The organism is Massilia sp. LMS1-1-1.1, from assembly GCF_040815535.1.
GTDB classification, from domain to species: Bacteria; Pseudomonadota; Gammaproteobacteria; order Burkholderiales; family Burkholderiaceae_D; genus Janthinobacterium; species Janthinobacterium aestuarii.
The window spans coordinates 494,359-512,566 of the sequence record NZ_JBFPNG010000045.1 but is presented as its reverse complement, the minus strand read 5'-3'; the positions used below and the strand labels follow the sequence as shown (position 1 = coordinate 512,566).

Genomic DNA, 18,208 nt, shown 5'->3' with positions numbered 1-18,208 from the left:
GAGTTTTTAGCCGTTTTCGGCCAGTTTCAGGTGCAAAATGGGGAAAGGCTTGCCGAACGGGTCAAGCGGCGAGCGGTTTTCCACGATAAAGCCCAGGTGGAGGTAAAAGCCATGCGCTTGCGTGTTGTGTTCGTTGACATCGACGGCTGTGGCGCCCAGGGCCGCGATGGCGTGCCGCACGAACGCGCGGCCGGCGCCGCTGCCGCGCTGGTCGGGATGTACGAACAGCATCTCGATCTTGGCGTGCTCGACGCACAGGAAGGCATAGGCGACGCCGTCATCGGTGCGCAGCACGTGCAGCAGGCGTTCGGCCGTCACCCTGGCCAGCTCGTCGTGCACGAAGGGCGCCAGGAAAGCGATATCGCTGTCAGCGAGGAAATCGTGGGTGGCGCGTACGGACAGGTGCCAGACATCGAACAGGCGGGGCAGGTCGGCGGCATGGGCCAGGGAAAGCAGGGAATTCGGTGATGGTGTCATGCAGAAATTATACTGCCCCGGCAGGCGCCGGGGCAGGGAGGGACGATCAGTCCTTCAAGTCTTCGATCAGGTCGATGTATTGTTGCTGAGCATCTTCTTTCGAGGTGCCGGCCAGGGCCGCCCAAGCGTCGAACTTGGCGCGGTTGACGAAGTCGGTCATGCCAGGACGCTCGCCCGTGGCGTCGCCGCTCGACGCTTGCTTGAACAAGGCGTAGATTTTCAACAAGGTCATATTGTCCGGACGCTCGGACAGGGTCTTGGAATCGAGCTGCGCTTGTTCGAATTGCTCTTGTAAACTCATGATGGCTCCTGTGTGCTGATGGAATCGCTGGAAAAGTGCGGCAGGCCCGGCGGAGTGGCCACCGTGCGTGCTGCAGTGCCTGACATCATAGTGAAAAAAGCGCGCCGTGCATTAGAGGACACACTCAAAACAAAAACGCCGCCGCTGAGTGAACAGGGGCGGCGTCTGGTGCGGTCCTTGGAACGCAGCCTTCAGCTTCTTATACGCCCAGCAGTTCGACGTCGAAAATCAGGGTGGCGTTCGGTGGAATCACGCCGCCGGCGCCGCGTGCGCCATAGCCGAGTGCCGCAGGGATGATCAGCTGGCGCTTGCCGCCCACTTTCATGCCTTGCACGCCTTCGTCCCAACCCTGGATGACGCGGCCTGCGCCCAGCGGGAATTCGAATGGATCGTTGCGGTCCTTGCTCGAGTCAAATTTCGAACCGGCGCTGCCGTCGTCGTTTTGCAGCCAGCCCGTGTAATGCACGACAACATTGTTGCCGGCTTGCGCTTCAGCGCCTTCGCCAACGACGGTATCGATGTATTGCAGGCCGGAAGCGGTAGTGGTGGTGGTCATGATAATCCTTGTGTAGGCGATGAAAGCTTCAGATTGTAGAGCAATGAGTTGCAAAGCGCCATTCCAGGCCCGGCGCAAGCGAAAACCGGAAATTACGCCGATGTGTGGCTGTCGGTTGTATTTAAGGGGGGATTTCACACAATAAATACAGTGTTCCACGTAAAATGCATGTTTTGTATTTAACAGTGATTTCTTCCATGTTCCGCAGTCTACGCCGCCTTGTTTTTTCCTCGCTGTGCCTGGTTTCCGCAATATCGACGGCGCAAGCCGAAGTGGTGGTGGTACTCAATTCCCGTGATGCTACGGTGCAACTGCTGGACCAGAAAACCTATGCTCCCCTGTCCACCTTTGCCGTCGGCAAGGAACCGCACCATCTGATGGAAACGCCGGACGGCAAGTCGCTGATCGTCGCCAGTTCCGTCGGCAACGAGCTCATTTTCCTCGATCCTGTCTCGGGCCAGATCCAGCGCCGCATCAGCAACATCCTCGATCCTTACCAGATCGGCTTTTCGCCGGACCAGAAATGGTTCATTTCGAATTCGCTGCGCCTGGACCGTATCGACCTGTACCGCTACGACGGCAAGAACCTGACCCTGGCCAAGCGCATCCCGCTGCCGAAACTGCCCAGCCACATGGCGTTCACGGCCGACAGCACCATGGCTTTCATCACGCAGCAGGGCAGCAACCAGGTCAGCGCCATCGATCTGGCCACGCAAACCGTCAAATGGACGATGCCTGTCGGCCCCGCGCCGGCCGGCATCACGATGACGCCTGATGGCAAGTATTTGCTGGTCGGCATCATGGGCAGCGATTACGTGGAAGTGATCGACTGGCGCACGCAAAAGACCGTCAAGCGCATCAAGGCGGGCGCCGGCACGCATAATTTCCGCGCGCTCGGTGACAACCGCATGACGTTCGTCTCGAACCGCGTGTCGAACACCATCAACATCATCGACCAGAAGACGCTGGAAAACGTGGGCACCATCAATGTGCCGGGCGGCCCGGACTGCATGGAAATCACGCCCGATGGCAAGACCATGTGGGTGACCCTGCGCTGGATCAAGAAAGTGGCCGTGATCGACCTGACCACGCGCAAGGTCATCAAGACCATACCGGTAGGCCGCTCGCCCCATGGCGTGTATTTCGCTACCCACTCGCCGCGCATGTGATGGCGGGTGTGATGATGAAACACCTGATTCCTGCGGGCCGCGTGTCCGCCATGCTGCTGTGCGCCAGCGCCATCCTGTCCCCCGCGCATGCTGCCGCACCGGCACCAGCAGCGCCGGCCCCAGCCGCATCTTCTGCCCCGGCCGCCTGCAAGGGCACGATCTACATGACCTTCGACACGGGCAGCCAGTCGCAAGCGCAACTGATCGCCGACGTGCTGAACAAACGTCATGTAAAGGCAACCTTCTTCCTGGCCAATGAAAAGACCACGCGCGGCGACTATTCGCTCGATGCCTCGTGGGCGCCGTACTGGAAAGCCCGGGTCGCCGAAGGCCATGCGTTCGGCACGCATACGTTCGACCATGTGTACTGGAAGAAGGATCTGGCCAACGGCTTGATCCAGGTCAAGCCCCAATTCGGCAAGGACGGCGGCAAGCTGGCGTCGTTTACGGATAAACAGTTCTGCGAGGAATTGCGCCGGGTCGATACGCGCTTCCAGGAGCTGACCGGCCACAAGCTCGATCCGTTCTGGCGCGCGCCGGGCGGCTACACGTCGCCGCGTACCCTGGCGGCCGGCAGCGCTTGCGGCTATCAGCATGCGGGCTGGGCGCCAGCGGGGTATTCCGGCGATGAGCTGCCCAGCGACAAGTATCCGAACGCCATGCTGCTGAAAAAAGCGCTGGCGAACTTGCGCAGCGGCGACATCTTCATTTCCCACATGGGCATCTGGTCGCGCAAGGATGCGTGGGCGCCCGCCAATCTGGACGCCTTGATTTCTGGCTTGCAAGACAAGGGTTTCTGTTTTGCCACCCTGCGCGAGCATCCTGCCTACGCGCAGAAGAAGGGCCAGCCATGATCGCCGCCGATATCCTCGGCTTCGTCACCCCGGTGATCGACACCGTGGTCGACGCCTTTGGCGTGGCGCAAGGCTGGCTGTTCCAGACCATCGTCAACCCGCTCGTGTATCACCTGGGCTTTGGCGAATTCACGGAAGAAGCGTTCGAAGGCACGGAGTGGCTGCTGATCGGCCTGTGCGAACTGGTGCTGCTGTTTCTCGTGCTGCGCCCGCTCGAAGCCCTGATTCCCGCGCAAAAGATCACCGACCCGCGCGCCCGCTGGAACGATTTCATCTACACCGTGCTGCACCGGATCGGCCTGTTTTCTGTCGTCGTCTTCTTCACGCTGGATCCGCTGATGGATGCGCTGGCGGGCACCTTGCGTTTCGATAATATTCATCCATTCAACCTGGAATCGCTATTGCCCGGCATCAGCCCCTTGCTCAGTTTTATCATTTATTTTGTGATACTGGACTTCGTCGACTATTGCTACCATCGGGCCTCGCACCATTTCGGCTGGTGGTGGGGCTTGCACAGCCTGCATCACAGCCAGCAAAACATGAACTTGTGGAGCGATGACCGCAACCACCTGCTCGACGACTTCTTGCGCGACATGGTGATGGCGCTGGTGGCGCTCGGCATCGGCGTGCCGCCGGGCCAGTACGTACTGCTGGTGTCGGTTTCGCGCATTCTGCAAAGCTTGCAGCACGCGAATGTGAGGATACACTTCGGCCGCATCGGCGAGCGGCTGTTGATCTCGCCCCGTTTCCACCGTACACACCATGCGATCGGCGTGGGGCACGAGTCGAAAGGCAAGGGCAGCATGGGTGGCTGCAACTTCGGCGTGGTCTTGCCGATTTGGGATATGCTGCTGGGCACCGCGAATTTCTCGGCCGGCTATGCGCGCACGGGCGTGCGCGACCAGCTGGCCCGTATCGACAGCAAAGGCATGGGCCGGCCGGGACGCGACTATGGCCGCGGCTTCTGGCAGCAACAATGGCTGGGCCTGCGCCGCATGGTGGAATTTGCAAGAATCAAACGAAAAGGACGCCGTTGATGCGTAATGTGTTGAATTCGTATGGCCGCGCCTTGCTGTCGCAATTGCACGGCAGGATATTGCTGCTGAGCGTGGCGCCGTTCATCCTGTCGCTGGTGCTGTGGGGAGGACTGCTGTATGTGGGCTTGCAGCCGCTGATCGACAGCCTGCATGCGCTGTTCACGCAGTATGACTTCTTCCGCACCAGCGGGCAGGTGCTGTCCACCTTCGGCCTGGGCATGCTGAAAGCCGTGATCGTGCCGCTGATCGCCATGTTCATGCTGCTGCCGCTGATGATCTTGACGGCGCTGATCTTCATGGGCCTGTTCGCCATGCCGGCCATCGGCCGCCATGTGGGCGGGCGGCACTTTCCACAACTGGACAAGAAGCATGGCGGCAGCCTGCTCGGCAGCGTCGCCACTTCGCTGGCCACGTTCTTGCTGTTCATCATCGCCTGGGTCATCATGCTGCCCCTGTACGCGTTTCCGCCCGCCGCCCTGGTGGGGCAAGCCGTGCTGTGGGGCTGGCTGACCTACCGCGTGATGGCATATGACGCCATGGCCGATTACGCCAGCGCGGAAGAGCGCCACGCCATCATGCGCGAGCAGCGCTGGCCCCTGCTGGCCATCGGCATGGTGTCCGGCGCGGCCGGCGCCGTGCCTGGCATGCTGTGGATGGGCGGCGTGATGTCGGTGGTGTTCTTCCCCTTCCTGGCGGCGTTCGCCACCTGGCTGTATGTGCTGATCTTTATCTTTACGGGTCTGTGGTTCCAGTATTACTGCCTGGAAGCACTGTCGCGTTTGCGGGGCGTACGCGGCATGACCGACGTGGCGCCGGCGGACGCTTGAGTATTTTTATCGAATTCTACGAGGAAGCTTCATGGCTATCGGATTGATCATCATTGGCGACGAAATCCTGTCGGGCAAGCGCACGGACCAGCATTTTCCAAAAGTAGTGAGCATGCTCAAGGCGCGTGGTTTGCAGCTGAGCTGGGCGGAATACGTGGGCGACGAGCCGGCCCGCCTGGTCGCCTTGCTCAAGCGCAGCTTTGCCAGCGGCGACATCGTCTTCAGCTTTGGCGGTATCGGCGCCACGCCGGACGACCATACGCGCCAGGCGGCCGCCGATGCGCTGGGCTTGCCGCTGGTGCTGCATCCGCAGGGCAAGCTCAATATCCAGCAACGGATCACGGAAATGGGGGTAGAGGCGGGCGTGCCGGCCGATTTGAATTCGCCGGAAAACCTGCACCGCCTGAAAATGGCGGAATTTGTCGAAGGCGCCGAGCTGATTCCGAATCCGTACAACAAGATTGCCGGCTTTGCCGTGCGTGAGCATTATTTCGTGCCCGGTTTTCCCGTCATGTCCTGGCCCATGATCGAATGGGTGCTCGACACGCATTACCCACACCTGTTCAACCAGGTGCCGCATGCGGAACACGCCTTGCTCGTGTATGAAACGGCAGAATCCCTGCTCACGCCGCTGATGGTACGCCTGGAAGCGGAGTTCCCGCTGATCAAGGTGTTCAGCCTGCCCAGCGTGGGCGATGCGCAGACGCGCCGGCATATCGAACTGGGCGTCAAGGGCGAGCCCGCGCAGGCCGAGGCCGCCTTTGCGCAGATGTGCGCCGCGCTCGATACCTTGCAGGCGGAATACACCACCATCTGAGATGCGGCCAGCCCGGCGCCGGCGGCTTTTTCGCTGGCGTTCAGCTCGCTTTGCATCTATGTACGCAAGCGTACGTTCCAAGACGTTGTTTTTTTGCGAAAATCTTCAATGAAGCAAGATTTTTGTGTGCGCTCGTCAGTCGTTTTCATGCCGATGTGGTGGAATGGTGAACAGGGGCCTTGCGTGTCGAACGCGGGGTCGCCTGCCTGTGCAGTAGCGTGTTTTTTTGATTCACCGGTATGGACATCATGTTAAGCAAGTTTTGTTGTGACCGGCCCTGGCTGGCCCTCGTCTTATCCCGCGCGGAGCGGTATCGCTACCGCATTTCCCGCGCCGTCCAAACCCAACCTTACCCCAGCATCCCATGAAAGACACAGGCGTCAATCTGGCCGCGCAAGAGCGGCCTCCTTCTGATCCACTCGACGACACGGGCGCCGAGGCGCCGCCGCCGGCGAGTCCGCCGAAGAAGCGCCGTTCGCGCATCTGGCCCATCTTTGCCATCATTGCGCTGGCGCTGATCGCCGGCGTGGCGTGGTTCGTCATGCGCGAAGTACGCACGTCGGCACTGCAGGCGGAGTTTTTCACGCGCCTGGACCGCCAGCTGGCGTTCAAGGTTGAGCCTGGTCCCGCACCGGCGGGCGCCATCCGCTATCCGCAGCACGGGCCCTACGACGAGCGTCTTGGCTATGCCAGCCTGCCGGATTTCATTACCAAGCTCAACGCGCGCGATTATGAAGTGACGGCGCAGGCGCGCATGTCGCCGAAAATGGTGCAACTGGTCGACCGGGGCATCTTTGCCACGTATCACGAGAAAAACCGCGCTGGGCTGAGCATCCTCGATTGCCGCGCCGCGCCGCTGTTCGCTGCCAGCTATCCCGAGCGCATGTTCGACGGTTTTGCCGAAGCGCCGCCCGCGCTCGTGCAAAGCCTGCTGTTCATTGAAAACCGCGAGTTGCTCGACCCGGGCACGCCCGAGCGCAATCCGGCCGTGGAATGGGACCGCCTGAGCAAGGCTGTCCTCGACAAGGCGCTGAACCTGTTCGGCGGCCACCGCAGTGGCGGCGGCAGCACCCTGGCCACGCAGATCGAAAAATACCGGCATTCGGAAGACGGGCGCACCAGTTCCATGCAGGACAAGCTGCTGCAGATGATTTCGGCCAGCCTGCGCTCGTACCAGGATGGCGAAAACACCATGGAAGCGCGGCGCAGGATCGTCCTCAATTACCTGAACACCGTGCCGCTGTCGGCCAAGAGCGGCTTTGGCGAAGTCAACGGCATCGGCGACGGCATGTGGGTCTGGTATGGCCGTCCGTTTGCTGAAGTGAAAACTTTGCTCAAGGGTAAGATGGACCAGCCGGGCAGTGCGCTGGCCTACAAGCAGGCGCTGAGTTTGCTGATCGCCCAGCGCCGTCCCTCGCATTACCTGGTGGCCGGCGGCGCCGACCTGGAAGAATTGACCAACAGCCATCTGCGTCTGCTGGCGCAAGCGGGCGTGATTTCGCCGCAGCTGCGCGATGCGGCCATCGCCGAGAAGCTGCGTCCGTCGACGGCGTCTGGCGTGCAATCGGAAGCGTCGACCTCGTTCGTCACGCGCAAGGCCTCGAATGCCGTGCGCAACCATCTGGCCAGCATGCTCGGCGATCCGCGCTTGTACAACCTCGACCGCCTCGACCTGAAAGTGGTCAGCACGCTCGACGCGCAGGCGCAAAACGCCGTCACCAAGGTCTTGCGCGAGTTGCGCGACCCCGAAGTGGCGAAAGCAGCCGGCCTGACGGGCAAGGGCATGCTGGGCAATGGCGACCCGGCCAATGTCGTCTACAGCTTTACCTTGCTGCAAAAGGGCGACCAGGCCAACTTGCTGCGCGTGCAGACCGATAACTACGACCAGCCGCTCGACATCAACGAGGGCGCCAAGCTGGACTTGGGTTCCACGGCCAAGCTGCGCACCCTGGTGACGTATATGGACATCATCGACCAGCTGCACCAGCGCTACAGCGGCATGGGCGCCGCCGAGCTGGGCAAGATTGCCGTCGATCCGAAGGACATGCTGTCGCAGTGGGCGATTGCCTATCTGAAACCGTTGGCAATCGGCGAGGCGCGCAACTTGCCTGCCATGCTGGCGGCCGCCATGGAACGCAAATATTCGGGCAACCCGGGCGAAGGTTTCTTCACGGGCGGCGGCTTGCACCATTTCGGCAACTTCTCCAAGCTCGATGACAGCCGCATCATGACGGTGCAGCAGGCGCTGCGCCAGTCGACCAACCTGGTGTTCGTGCGCCTGATGCGCGACGTGGCCCGCTACTACATGTTTTCGCGCCCCGATTCCTCGGCCTCGCTGCTGGCGGACGCGGACGATCCGCGCCGCGCCCAGTACCTGAGCCGTTTTGCCGACAAGGAAGGGCGCGAATTCCTGCACCGTTTCTACCAGAAGTACCGCGGCAAGAGTGTCGACGAGCAGGAAAAGATCCTGCTGGCCAGTATCCGCCCGACGCCCGTGCGCCTGGCCAATATCTTCCGCACCGTCAATCCGAAGGGGACCGTGGCGGAATTCGGCGATTTCCTCAACGCCAACTTGCCATCGCAAAACGAAGTGCCGCCCGAGCGCGTGGCCAAGATGTACCAGCAGTACGCGATGGAAAACTGGTCGCTGGCCGACCGTGGCTATCTTGCCAATGTGCATCCGCTGGAACTGTGGATGGTGGCGTACCTGCGCCAGCACGAAGGTTCCACCCTGTCGCAGATGGTGGCGGCCAGCGAAAAGGAACGCCAGGAAGTGTATAAATGGCTGTTCAATACGCACCGCAAGCATGCGCAGGACCGCCGCATCGCCAACTTGCTGGAAGTGGAAGGTTTCCTGGAAATCCACCGCCAGTGGAAGAAGATGGGCTATCCGTTCGACTCGCTCGTGCCGTCGTATGCGACGACCCTGGGCGCATCGGCCGACCGTCCCGCCGCGCTGGCCGAGTTGATGGGCATCATCATCAACGACGGCGTGCGCAAACCGAGCGTGCGCATCGATTCCATGCATTTCGCCGCCAATACGCCGTATGACACGATGGTCAAGCGGGGCAGCAAGGTGGAAGCGGAGCAAGTGTTGTCGCCGGACGTGGCGCGCGCCGTTGCCAAGGCCATCCGCGAAGTGGTGTCGGACGGCACGGCCAAGCGGGCGAAGACGGCGTTTGTCGGCGCCGACGGCGTGCCGATCCCGATGGGTGGCAAGACGGGCACGGGCGACCAGCGCTTCGACGTGTATGGCGCCGGCGGCCGCCTGATCGAGTCGCGCTATGTGAACCGTTCGGCCACGTTCGTGTTCAATATCGGCGAGCGCTTCTATGGCAGCATGACGGCGTACGTGCGCGGACCGGAATCGAAGAACTACGATTTCACGAGCGCCTTGCCCGTGCAATTGCTCGTGTCGCTGGCGCCAAGCCTGATGCCGCTGATCGAAGCGCCTGCGCCGGCCGAAGGCGTGGCCAAGCAGTGTACGAATTAGCAGCCAGCAGGCAGTTGCAGCAAAACGCCGGCGTTCACGCCGGCGTTTTTTTTAGCCGGCAAACACGGCCGTCTTGTCCGCCAGGCGTGCGTGGTAGGCGGCGATGGCAGGATAGTCGGGACGCTGCATCGGTGCCATCAGCCAGCGCTTGACGGACAGGCCCAGCACGATATCTGCCAGGGTAAACTGCTCGCCGCAGACGAAGGCACCCGTGCGCTGCAACTGCTGTTCCAGCACGCCCATCATCTTGTTCCATCCGGCGATACCGGCCGCCAGCTGCGCCGCATCCTGGTGTGCCGGGCTCTGGCGCACCAGCGACATGAAGGCGTAGCGCCAGCTGTTGTTCAGGTCGCCCATTTGCCAGTCCATCCATTTTTCCACTTCCGCGCGGGCGCGGGGCATGCTTGGGAGCAAGTCGTCGCGGCCTGCCTGGGCGCACAGGTAGCGGCATATCGTGTTTGACTCCCACAGCACCAGGTCGCCATCGAGCAGCACGGGTACCATGGCGTTCGGGTTCAAGGCCAGGAAAGCCGGGTCGTCGGTATTGCGAAAGCCGCTGCCCCAGTCTTCGCGCTCGTGTGGCAGGTCGAGTTCCTCGCACGTCCACAGGACTTTGCGGACGTTGATCGAGGCGGCTTTTCCAAGAATTTTCAGCATGCGGGGCTCCAGAGGGCAGGTGGTCGATCTTGCACTGTAGCGGATTTGGCCACCCCGCGCATGTGAAAGTGCCTTGCATAGTTGAGCTTTTCTTGGCATCGTAGCCACCCATGAAACCTATGCGCCACCACATGTCCAAAATCCTCGCGTTCAGCCGCTTTTCCGTGCGCGATTTCCTCGCCACCGCCGGTCCCACCTTGCTGCTCGTCGGCGCATTTTGCGCGCTCGCTTACTGGCTGGTCGACCCGGCGCCGCCGCGCCAGGTAAGCCTGTCGACGGGGCAGGACAATAGCGCGTATGAAGAGTTCGGCAAAAAATATGTGGCCACCTTGGCCAAGCACGGCATCAAGGTGACCTTGCAGCCGTCGCTGGGTTCGCAGGACAACCTGCAGCGCTTAAATGGCGGCAAGACCGATATTGCCTTCGTGCAAAGCGGCTCGACGGAGCACGAGGATGCCGAGCGCCACGGCCTCATTTCCCTGGGCAGCCTGTTTACGGAACCCGTCTGGCTCTTCATGCGCGAAGACAAGGCGGTGACGGAGCTGGCGCAATTGAAGGGCATGAAGATCAACCTGGGACCGGAAGGCACGGGCGTGCCCGGCCTGTTCCGGCAGTTGCTGTCCGTCAATGGCGTGGAGGCGAACGAGCTGACGGTGAGCGATTTGCAAAACACGCCTGCCACCGTGGAGTTGCTGGAAGGGCGCATCGATGGCCTCGTGTTCAGCTCGGCCCCGGAAGCGCCGCTGATCCAGATGCTGCTGCAAACACCGGGTATCAAGCTGTTTGATTTTTCGCAGGCGGAGGCGTACACGCGGCGTTTGCCTTTCCTCACGCATGTCGTCTTGCCGCGCGGCATAGTCGACCTGGGGCAGAACATTCCTGCGCAGGATTATCATCTGATCGCGCCGACGGCCACCTTAGTCGCGCGCGAAGACTTGCATCCGGCCCTCGTCGACCTGTTCGTGCAGGCGGCGGCCCGCATCCATGGCGGCACGGGCTGGTTCCAGCAGCAGGGGCAGTTCCCGTCCGCGCGGTACACGGAAATTCCCGTGGCACCGGAAGCGCTGAAATTTTACAAGGATGGCGCGCCAGTGCTGCAGCGCTATATGAGTTTCTGGCTGGCCAATTTCTTTGACCGCATGTGGGTGCTGGTGGTGGCGCTCGGTGCCTTGATCCTGCCCCTGTCGCGCGTCGTGCCGCCGCTGTATGTATGGCGCATCCGCTCGCGCGTGTACCGCTGGTATGGCCAGCTGCGCACGGTCGAGCAGGCGCTGGAAGACGTGCCGCCAGAGCAGCGTGCGCACGTGTATGCGGCGCAATTGAAACGGCTCGACCAGATCGAGGAGATGGTCAACCAGATCTCGATTCCCCTGTCGTTTGCCGATGGCTTGTATGGCTTGCGCAGCCACATCAATTTCGTGCGCAAGCGCATCCTGACCTTGATGGGCGAGCATCCAGCAGTCGAGGCTGGCGAGCCGGCCTGAGCGATTAACTCGCTTAACAACGCCTAACAAAACCGTAGCGAGCGGAAGGAAGTTGTGGTTGAGAAGCGCAGCTGTACGAAGGTACAGTGAGCATCGCAGACCGCAAATTACGACGCGTAGTAGGTTTTGATAGGCGTACTAAATGAGGGTGATCGACAGCTTGCGTCCGACCAGCGCGGCGGCCCGCTCCAGGGTCGACAGGGTTACGTCGCTGCTGGGGTCGAGCAGACGGTCGAGCTGCGAGCGGCTCGTCTGCAGCAGGGCCGCCATGCGCGTCTTCGACATCGCTTGTTCCTGCATCGCCTGCGTCAGTTGCCAGGCGATCACTTCCTTGATGGCACGGTTTTGCGTTTGCTCGAAAATGCCTTCTTCCTTGAGGAAGTCGTCGAGACTGCTGCCGAGGTGGGGAGCGGTGGCGTTCATGTCAGTTCCTTGTAGCGTTTGCGGGCCAGCGCCAGGTCGTCATCGGGCGTGGCGCGGGTTTTCTTGATAAAGCCGTGCAGCGCCACCAGGCAATCGCCGTGATGGCAGATCAGCACGCGGGCGAAACGGTTGCCGGGGTTGCCGGGTAGGCTGCTGCGTACTTCCGACAATCCTTGCCCCAGATGGCGGCACAGGGGCATGCCCACGGGCCAGCGCCATTGCGCATGCATCAAGTCTTGTCCGATCACATGGCGCTCTTCAACCGGCAACGACTTGAGCCAGTCACGCACGGGTTCGCCGCCATTGCCGTTCGCATAGAACAGCAGGGTAATCTGCCGCAAGCCGGAAGCATCCATGACGCACCCCTATGTTGTACTATATAAGGTACATACTTGCAAGGAGAATTTGCGCCGCTCTTGAAGATATCGGGCGCGCATGGATGGTTGTAGCCGATAGCGGACCCCAGGGTGGCCCGCCAGATCAAACACTGTTCAGATAGTCAGGCACCCAGCCACGGCAGCCCCGCCTTGCACCAGCCGCCGATCTGCTTGCGGTGGCCGTCGGCGTCCTTGTCGCCCTCAAAACCTTCGAGGATGTCGTAGCAGTGCAGGTAGCCATGTTCGGTCGCCAGTTTGGCCGCGTGGCGCGAACGCACGCCGGAGCGGCACAGGAACAGCAGCACTTCATCCTTGCCAGCCTGGGCGGCCAGTTGCGCGAGGAAGTCGGCATTCGGCACGCCACCGGGGTAGGTGGCCCACTGCACCGCACCATGCTGGGTATCGGCGATGTCGACCCGTCCCACCCAGTCGCGCTCGGCATTCGTGCGCACATCGATGAGCTTGACGGCCGCATCGCGCTGCAGCAGGTCGTACGCTTCCTGCGGCGTGACGGCGCCGGCATACGGCGTACCTTCATTGGCCCGGCTGCGGGCGGTGGTCAGGATGTCGGCGGCGGTGGTCATGGCGTCCTCGATGAAAGTGGGTAGGTATGGTCGATTATAGTGCGCCGTCCGCGCCCCGCAAACGGGAAACCACGGTGCACGGCGCATGCACCATAACAAAGCATTTTTCAAGAATCGGTGCAAAATGCACGATAATGGTGCGTTATTCGTTTTTTGCACTTGCTTAGTGCATTCTTGATTTGACGCAAACGCAGCAGGAAAATCGCGGACAGGAAAACTTTCACTGGGATGCCCGGGTTTTGACCTGGGCGGCGACATCCCACCAGAAGCTGGCATGGAATCTGCTATGATCCTTATGAGTTTTGGTGGCACGCAATGTTTGCTTCGCTTCATCAGCCCAGACGCACTAAGGTCGGCTCACCCCACATTCATTTAGGAGATACGCATGGCAATGACAGCCGCAGAAGTCTTGAAGATGGTAGAAGAAAACGAAGTCAAATTCGTTGATTTCCGCTTTGCTGATACCCGTGGTAAAGAGCAGCACGTGACGGTTCCCGTGTCGCACTTCGACATGGACAAATTCGAGTCGGGCCACGCCTTTGACGGTTCTTCGATCGCTGGCTGGAAAGGCATTGAAGCTTCCGACATGATCTTGCTGCCGGATCCAAACACGGCCAATATCGACCCGTTCATGGAAGAAACGACCCTGTTCATGCAGTGCGACGTGATCGAACCGTCGGACGGCAAGGGCTACGACCGCGACCCGCGCTCGATCGCGAAACGCGCCGAAGCCTACCTGAAATCGTCGGGCATGGGCGACACCGCCTACTTCGGCCCTGAGCCAGAATTCTTCATCTTCGATAGCGTGCGCTGGAAGATCGACATGTCGGGCTGCTTCGTCAAGATCGGTTCGGACGAAGGTTCGTGGTCGACCGGCAAGGACATCGAAGGCGGCAACAGCGGCCACCGTCCTACCGTCAAGGGCGGCTATTTCCCGGTACCACCAGTGGACAGCTTCCAGGACATGCGTTCGGAAATGTGCCTGATTCTGGAATCGCTGGGCATCCCGGTTGAGGTACATCATCACGAAGTCGCCGGCGCCGGCCAGAATGAAATCGGCACCAAGTTCTCGACCCTGGTCGAGCGCGCCGACTGGACGCAAAACCTGAAATACGTGGTGTGGAACGTGGCGCACAGCTATGGCAAGACCGCCACCTTCATGCCGAAACCTATCGTTGGCGACAACGGTTCGGGCATGCACGTGCATCAATCCGTATGGAAAGATGGCAAAAACCTGTTCGCTGGCGACGGCTATGCCGGCCTGTCCGATTTCGCCCTGTACTACATCGGCGGCATCATCAAGCACGCCAAGGCACTGAACGCGATCACCAACCCGGGCACCAACTCGTACAAGCGTCTGGTACCAGGCTACGAAGCACCAGTGAAACTGGCGTACTCGGCGAAAAACCGTTCCGCCTCGATCCGTATCCCGCACGTGGCCAATCCAAAAGGCCGCCGCGTCGAAGCGCGCTTCCCGGACCCACTGGCGAACCCGTACCTGTGCTTCGCCGCACTGCTGATGGCTGGTCTGGACGGCGTTGCCAACAAGATCCATCCGGGCGAAGCCGCCTCGAAAGATCTGTACCATCTGCCGCCGGAAGAAGACGCACTGATCCCTACCGTGTGCGCTTCGCTGGAAGAAGCACTGGACGCCTTGGACAAGGACCGCGAGTTCCTGACCCGTGGCGGCGTATTCAGCGATTCGATGATCGATGCTTACCTGGAACTGAAAATGCAGGACGTACAGCGCATGCGCATGACCACGCATCCTGCCGAGTTCGACATGTACTACTCGCTGTAATGGCGCCACGCCGGCAATGCGCCGGTAGTGTATAAAAAAACGCGGGTGAGGCGATGGTCTTGCCCGCGTTTTTTGTTATGGCGCCACAGTGCGTTGTTGTATAGTCGGCCCAGGAACGATGCGGCACGCGCCGACAGGAGTGGAGATTGACCAAGCATTACAGAATGGCGCTGATGGCAGGATTGCTGGGCGCGGCAGCACAGGCGCACGGGCAGTTGTATGTGTGCGCCGATGCGCAAGGACACAAGACGTACACGGACAAGCGGGCTGGCGCGCATTGCCAGCTGCTCGATTTACCAGGCGCCATGACGGAGCCGCCCCGCAAGACGGCGCCGCTGGCCGGCGCGCCTGCCCGGCCCGCCACGCAGGCGGCAGCCACGGCGGCGCCTGCCGCCGGTGCGTTTCCCAAGGTCGATGGCGCCGAGCAGCGCGCGCGCGACCTGGACCGGCGCCAGATCCTGCAGGACGAATTGCGCAGCGAAGAGCAGAAACTGGCGGCGCAGCGCCTGGAGTTCAATGGCGGCCAGCCCGAGCGCCAGGGCAATGAGCGTAACTATGCGAAATACCAGGAACGAGTGGCGCAGTTGAAGGACAACATTAGCCGGACACAGCAGAACGTCGAGGCCCTGAAACGCGAGATCGCGAATATTCGGTAAAGCACATGACACTAGACAACCATTCCAGCCGCCCGGCCCATCTGGCCGGCCTTGATTTGCTCGCTTCAGCCGTGATCCTGCTCGACGGCGACGGCCGCATCAGCTATGCCAACGCGGCGGCGGAAAACCTGCTGGAAAGTTCATTGAAAGCCCTGTCGCGGCAAAAGCTGACGGCGCTGTTCTTGAATCCCGACGAGCTGGCCGGTATTTGCGCGCAGGCGCTCGAACATAAATTTTCCGACTTGCGCCAGGACCTGACTCTGGAGCGCCTGGGGCGCGAGCCGTTGCGCGTGCACAGCATCATCAGTGCGCTCGACGCGCCGCGCGATGGCGTGCTGATCGAGCTGCGCGAAAACGTGCAGCAGCTCAAACTCGACCGCGAGGAGCGCATCCTCGACCAGAGCCAGGTCAACAAGGAGCTGATCCGCAACCTGGCGCATGAAATCAAGAACCCGCTGGGCGGCATCCGCGGCGCGGCCCAGCTGCTGGAGCTGGAATTGCCGGCCCTGCACCTGAGCGAGCTGCGCGAATACACGCAGGTGATCATCAAGGAAGCGGACCGCCTGCAAACCCTGGTCGACCGTTTGCTGGCGCCGCACCGCCGCCCGCATATCGTCGGTGACGTGAATATCCACGAAGTGTGCGAAAGGGTACGCAGCCTGATCCTGGCTGAATTTCCCAGCGGTCTGACCATTTCGCGCGATTACGATGCCTCGATCCCTGAATTCCGCGGCGACAAGGAGCAGCTGATACAGACCGTGCTCAACATCGCGCACAACGCGGCGCAAGCGCTGGCAGAACGCATCGATGCGGGCGATGCGGAGCTGATTTTCAAGACGCGCGTGGCGCGCCAGGTGACCCTGGCCAAGGTCCGCTACAACCTGGCATTAGACTTGCATATCATTGACAATGGACCGGGCATCGCACCCCAGATCCGCGACCGGATTTTCTACCCGCTGGTGTCGGGCAGGGAAGGCGGCAGCGGGCTGGGGCTGACCTTGGCGCAAACCTTCGTGCAACAGCACCTGGGCGTGATCGAGTGCGAAAGCCGGCCTGGATACACCGATTTCAGGATCGTTCTACCCTTGCCATAAGCGAGGAGGTATCCCACCCATGAAATCCATTGCGGGACGCACACACTAATGAAGCCAATCTGGATAGTTGACGACGACGAATCAATCCGCTGGGTGCTGGAAAAAGCCCTGGCGCGGGAAAATCTCGCCACCAAGAGTTTTGCCAATGCGCGCGACGCCATCGCCGCGCTGGAATTTGACACGCCGCAAGTGCTCGTGTCCGATATCCGCATGCCGGGCGCGTCCGGCCTGGAATTGCTGCAGACGGTCAAGTCGCGCTTTCCCGGCTTGCCGGTCATCATCATCACGGCCTTTTCCGACCTCGACTCGGCCGTCGCAGCCTTCCAGGGCGGCGCCTTCGAATACCTGGCCAAGCCTTTCGATATCGACAAGGCTGTCGAGCTGATCCGCCGCGCGCTCGAAGAAAGCCTGCGCGAGACGAGCGTCGAATCGGGCCCGTCGGAAACGCCGGAAATCCTCGGCCAAGCGCCGGCCATGCAGGAAGTCTTCCGCGCCATCGGCCGCCTGTCGCAATCGAACGTGACGGTGCTCATCACGGGCGAATCCGGTTCCGGCAAGGAACTCGTGGCGCGCGCGCTGCACAAGCACAGTCCGCGCGCGGCGCAGCCGTTCATTGCCCTCAATACGGCGGCGATCCCGAAGGATTTGCTCGAGTCCGAACTGTTCGGCCACGAACGCGGTGCCTTCACGGGCGCGCAGACGACGCGCCGGGGCCGCTTCGAGCAAGCCGAGAACGGCACTCTGTTCCTCGATGAAATCGGCGACATGCCGTTCGACTTGCAGACGCGTTTGCTGCGCGTGCTGTCCGATGGCCATTTCTATCGCGTCGGCGGCCATCAGCCGATGAAGGCGAACGTGCGCGTCATTACGGCCACGCACCAGAACCTCGAGCAGCGCGTGCGCGACGGCCTGTTCCGCGAAGACTTGTATCACCGCCTGAACGTGATCCGCCTGCGCCTGCCCAGTTTGAGGGAGCGCCGCGAGGATATCCCCATCCTGGTGCGCCACTTTCTGGTGCAAAGCGCGCGCCAGCTGGGCGTGGAAGCCAAGCGCATGAGCGAGCCGACGATGCAGTTCTTGAGCGGCCTCGATTTGCCCGGCAATGTGCGCCAGCTGGAAAACCTGTGCAACTGGATCACCGTGATGGCGCCGGGCCAGACGGTGGAAATCAAGGATTTGCCGCTGGAATTGACGCAGGGGCAGGGCGATGGCGCGGCCACGGTGGCGGGAGAGGCTGCGCCGGCAGCCGTTGCCCACCCGCACGGCGGCCAGGTCTTTGAAGCTGCCGCGCCCGCCAACGGCGCGCCGCCGGGCTGGATCGGCTTGCTGGAGTTGCAGGCGGCCGGCATGCTGGGCGCGGGGCAACAGGAAGTCATGGCCGTGCTGGGGCGGCAGTTCGAGTCGGCCCTGATCAAGACGGCGCTCAAGCATACGCACGGGCGCAAGAACGATGCCGCCGTGCGCCTGGGCATCGGCCGCAACACCATCACCCGCAAGATATCCGAACTGGGCATCGACGGCGCCAAGGACGATTGATTGCCGTCCGGACGGGGCTCCGCCCCGTCCGCTTCCCCTCCTGGCGTTCCTCGCACGCCACAACA

18 protein-coding genes are annotated in these 18,208 nt (G+C 61.5%); 11 read left to right on the top strand and 7 right to left on the bottom strand.

Going from position 1 to position 18,208, the window contains the following annotated elements; translation table 11 throughout:
* Nucleotides 1-6 precede the first annotated feature (6 nt).
* From MRBLMS1_RS24205 to MRBLMS1_RS24195, 3 genes are all read right to left on the bottom strand, one after another.
* Nucleotides 7-477, bottom strand: coding sequence for a GNAT family N-acetyltransferase (locus MRBLMS1_RS24205; RefSeq protein ID WP_485882508.1), 471 nt, complete (start codon nt 475-477; stop codon nt 7-9).
* A gap of 46 nt (nt 478-523) precedes the next feature.
* The gene (locus MRBLMS1_RS24200; protein ID WP_034760268.1) at nt 524-778 is read right to left on the bottom strand and encodes an acyl-CoA-binding protein; all 255 of its coding nucleotides are present in this window, start codon (nt 776-778) and stop codon (nt 524-526) included.
* A 199-nt stretch (nt 779-977) separates the two neighbouring features.
* Entirely contained in the window at nt 978-1,334 is a 357-nt protein-coding gene (locus MRBLMS1_RS24195) for an FKBP-type peptidyl-prolyl cis-trans isomerase (protein WP_034760263.1), read from the bottom strand.
* A gap of 197 nt (nt 1,335-1,531) precedes the next feature.
* On the opposite strand from MRBLMS1_RS24195, the gene MRBLMS1_RS24190 reads away from it, so the two are divergent.
* The 6 genes from MRBLMS1_RS24190 to MRBLMS1_RS24165 all read left to right on the top strand — a co-directional run bounded on the left by MRBLMS1_RS24190 (nt 1,532) and on the right by MRBLMS1_RS24165 (nt 9,531).
* Nucleotides 1,532-2,503, top strand: coding sequence for a YVTN family beta-propeller repeat protein (locus MRBLMS1_RS24190; RefSeq protein ID WP_485882505.1), 972 nt, complete (start codon nt 1,532-1,534; stop codon nt 2,501-2,503).
* 11 nt (nt 2,504-2,514) lie between these two features.
* Entirely contained in the window at nt 2,515-3,357 is an 843-nt protein-coding gene (locus tag MRBLMS1_RS24185; RefSeq protein ID WP_485882504.1) for a polysaccharide deacetylase family protein, read from the top strand.
* Nucleotides 3,354-4,394, top strand: coding sequence for a sterol desaturase family protein (locus MRBLMS1_RS24180; protein WP_485882502.1), 1,041 nt, complete (start codon nt 3,354-3,356; stop codon nt 4,392-4,394). The genes MRBLMS1_RS24185 and MRBLMS1_RS24180 overlap by 4 nt, the downstream gene beginning before the upstream one ends.
* The gene (locus tag MRBLMS1_RS24175) at nt 4,394-5,221 is read left to right on the top strand and encodes an EI24 domain-containing protein (protein WP_485882500.1); all 828 of its coding nucleotides are present in this window, start codon (nt 4,394-4,396) and stop codon (nt 5,219-5,221) included. Before MRBLMS1_RS24180 ends, MRBLMS1_RS24175 begins: the two co-directional genes overlap by 1 nt.
* Nucleotides 5,222-5,252: 31 nt before the next feature.
* Nucleotides 5,253-6,038: a competence/damage-inducible protein A gene (locus tag MRBLMS1_RS24170; RefSeq protein ID WP_485882498.1), complete on the top strand. Its 786-nt coding sequence runs from the start codon at nt 5,253-5,255 to the stop codon at nt 6,036-6,038.
* A gap of 364 nt (nt 6,039-6,402) precedes the next feature.
* On the top strand, nt 6,403-9,531 hold the full coding sequence (locus tag MRBLMS1_RS24165) for a transglycosylase domain-containing protein (protein ID WP_485882496.1): 3,129 nt from the start codon (nt 6,403-6,405) through the stop codon (nt 9,529-9,531).
* Nucleotides 9,532-9,582: 51 nt separating this feature from the next.
* Here MRBLMS1_RS24165 and MRBLMS1_RS24160 read toward each other — a convergent pair whose 3' ends face one another.
* Nucleotides 9,583-10,188 (bottom strand): glutathione S-transferase family protein, encoded by a 606-nt coding sequence (locus MRBLMS1_RS24160; protein WP_485882494.1) that lies wholly within the window; start codon nt 10,186-10,188, stop codon nt 9,583-9,585.
* 131 nt (nt 10,189-10,319) lie between these two features.
* Here MRBLMS1_RS24160 and MRBLMS1_RS24155 point away from each other — a divergent pair, with 131 nt between their 5' ends.
* Nucleotides 10,320-11,672 (top strand): TAXI family TRAP transporter solute-binding subunit, encoded by a 1,353-nt coding sequence (locus MRBLMS1_RS24155; protein ID WP_485882492.1) that lies wholly within the window; start codon nt 10,320-10,322, stop codon nt 11,670-11,672.
* A gap of 138 nt (nt 11,673-11,810) precedes the next feature.
* Here the strand turns inward: MRBLMS1_RS24155 and MRBLMS1_RS24150 are convergent, their stop codons facing one another.
* The 3 genes from MRBLMS1_RS24150 to MRBLMS1_RS24140 all read right to left on the bottom strand — a co-directional run bounded on the left by MRBLMS1_RS24150 (nt 11,811) and on the right by MRBLMS1_RS24140 (nt 13,056).
* Complete coding sequence (locus tag MRBLMS1_RS24150; protein ID WP_070303349.1) at nt 11,811-12,095, bottom strand: XRE family transcriptional regulator; 285 nt, start codon at nt 12,093-12,095, stop codon at nt 11,811-11,813.
* Entirely contained in the window at nt 12,092-12,451 is a 360-nt protein-coding gene (locus MRBLMS1_RS24145) for a type II toxin-antitoxin system RelE/ParE family toxin (RefSeq protein ID WP_485882489.1), read from the bottom strand. The genes MRBLMS1_RS24150 and MRBLMS1_RS24145 overlap by 4 nt, the downstream gene beginning before the upstream one ends.
* A gap of 143 nt (nt 12,452-12,594) precedes the next feature.
* A complete protein-coding gene (locus MRBLMS1_RS24140; RefSeq protein ID WP_485882487.1) occupies nt 12,595-13,056 on the bottom strand; it encodes a rhodanese-like domain-containing protein in 462 nt (153 codons plus the stop codon).
* Between the two features lie 385 nt (nt 13,057-13,441).
* On the opposite strand from MRBLMS1_RS24140, the gene glnA reads away from it, so the two are divergent.
* The 4 genes from glnA (at nt 13,442) to ntrC (ending at nt 18,143) form a co-directional block, all read left to right on the top strand.
* Nucleotides 13,442-14,857 carry a type I glutamate--ammonia ligase gene (gene glnA / locus MRBLMS1_RS24135; RefSeq protein ID WP_029496182.1) on the top strand — a complete coding sequence of 472 codons (1,416 nt, stop codon included), beginning with the start codon at nt 13,442-13,444 and terminating at the stop codon, nt 14,855-14,857.
* 173 nt (nt 14,858-15,030) lie between these two features.
* Entirely contained in the window at nt 15,031-15,513 is a 483-nt protein-coding gene (locus MRBLMS1_RS24130; RefSeq protein WP_128140903.1) for a DUF4124 domain-containing protein, read from the top strand.
* A gap of 5 nt (nt 15,514-15,518) precedes the next feature.
* Nucleotides 15,519-16,607, top strand: coding sequence for a nitrogen regulation protein NR(II) (gene glnL, locus MRBLMS1_RS24125; RefSeq protein ID WP_128140456.1), 1,089 nt, complete (start codon nt 15,519-15,521; stop codon nt 16,605-16,607).
* Between the two features lie 48 nt (nt 16,608-16,655).
* On the top strand, nt 16,656-18,143 hold the full coding sequence (gene ntrC, locus MRBLMS1_RS24120; RefSeq protein WP_128140455.1) for a nitrogen regulation protein NR(I): 1,488 nt from the start codon (nt 16,656-16,658) through the stop codon (nt 18,141-18,143).
* Nucleotides 18,144-18,208: the final 65 nt, after the last annotated feature.

Bases quoted from the DNA above. Each gene is read 5' to 3' on its own strand.
- glnA (WP_029496182.1), top strand. From the start codon at position 13,442: ATGGCAATGACAGCCGCAGAAGTCTTGAAGATGGTAGAAGAAAACGAA.
- MRBLMS1_RS24190 (WP_485882505.1), top strand. From the start codon at position 1,532: ATGTTCCGCAGTCTACGCCGCCTTGTTTTTTCCTCGCTGTGCCTGGTT.
- MRBLMS1_RS24195 (WP_034760263.1), bottom strand. From the start codon at position 1,334: ATGACCACCACCACTACCGCTTCCGGCCTGCAATACATCGATACCGTC.
- MRBLMS1_RS24155 (WP_485882492.1), top strand. From the start codon at position 10,320: ATGTCCAAAATCCTCGCGTTCAGCCGCTTTTCCGTGCGCGATTTCCTC.
- ntrC (WP_128140455.1), top strand. From the start codon at position 16,656: ATGAAGCCAATCTGGATAGTTGACGACGACGAATCAATCCGCTGGGTG.
- MRBLMS1_RS24180 (WP_485882502.1), top strand. From the start codon at position 3,354: ATGATCGCCGCCGATATCCTCGGCTTCGTCACCCCGGTGATCGACACC.
- MRBLMS1_RS24160 (WP_485882494.1), bottom strand. From the start codon at position 10,188: ATGCTGAAAATTCTTGGAAAAGCCGCCTCGATCAACGTCCGCAAAGTC.
- MRBLMS1_RS24145 (WP_485882489.1), bottom strand. From the start codon at position 12,451: ATGGATGCTTCCGGCTTGCGGCAGATTACCCTGCTGTTCTATGCGAAC.
- MRBLMS1_RS24150 (WP_070303349.1), bottom strand. From the start codon at position 12,095: ATGAACGCCACCGCTCCCCACCTCGGCAGCAGTCTCGACGACTTCCTC.
- MRBLMS1_RS24175 (WP_485882500.1), top strand. From the start codon at position 4,394: ATGCGTAATGTGTTGAATTCGTATGGCCGCGCCTTGCTGTCGCAATTG.
- MRBLMS1_RS24205 (WP_485882508.1), bottom strand. From the start codon at position 477: ATGACACCATCACCGAATTCCCTGCTTTCCCTGGCCCATGCCGCCGAC.
- MRBLMS1_RS24130 (WP_128140903.1), top strand. From the start codon at position 15,031: ATGGCAGGATTGCTGGGCGCGGCAGCACAGGCGCACGGGCAGTTGTAT.
- glnL (WP_128140456.1), top strand. From the start codon at position 15,519: ATGACACTAGACAACCATTCCAGCCGCCCGGCCCATCTGGCCGGCCTT.
- MRBLMS1_RS24140 (WP_485882487.1), bottom strand. From the start codon at position 13,056: ATGACCACCGCCGCCGACATCCTGACCACCGCCCGCAGCCGGGCCAAT.
- MRBLMS1_RS24200 (WP_034760268.1), bottom strand. From the start codon at position 778: ATGAGTTTACAAGAGCAATTCGAACAAGCGCAGCTCGATTCCAAGACC.
- MRBLMS1_RS24165 (WP_485882496.1), top strand. From the start codon at position 6,403: ATGAAAGACACAGGCGTCAATCTGGCCGCGCAAGAGCGGCCTCCTTCT.
- MRBLMS1_RS24185 (WP_485882504.1), top strand. From the start codon at position 2,515: ATGATGAAACACCTGATTCCTGCGGGCCGCGTGTCCGCCATGCTGCTG.
- MRBLMS1_RS24170 (WP_485882498.1), top strand. From the start codon at position 5,253: ATGGCTATCGGATTGATCATCATTGGCGACGAAATCCTGTCGGGCAAG.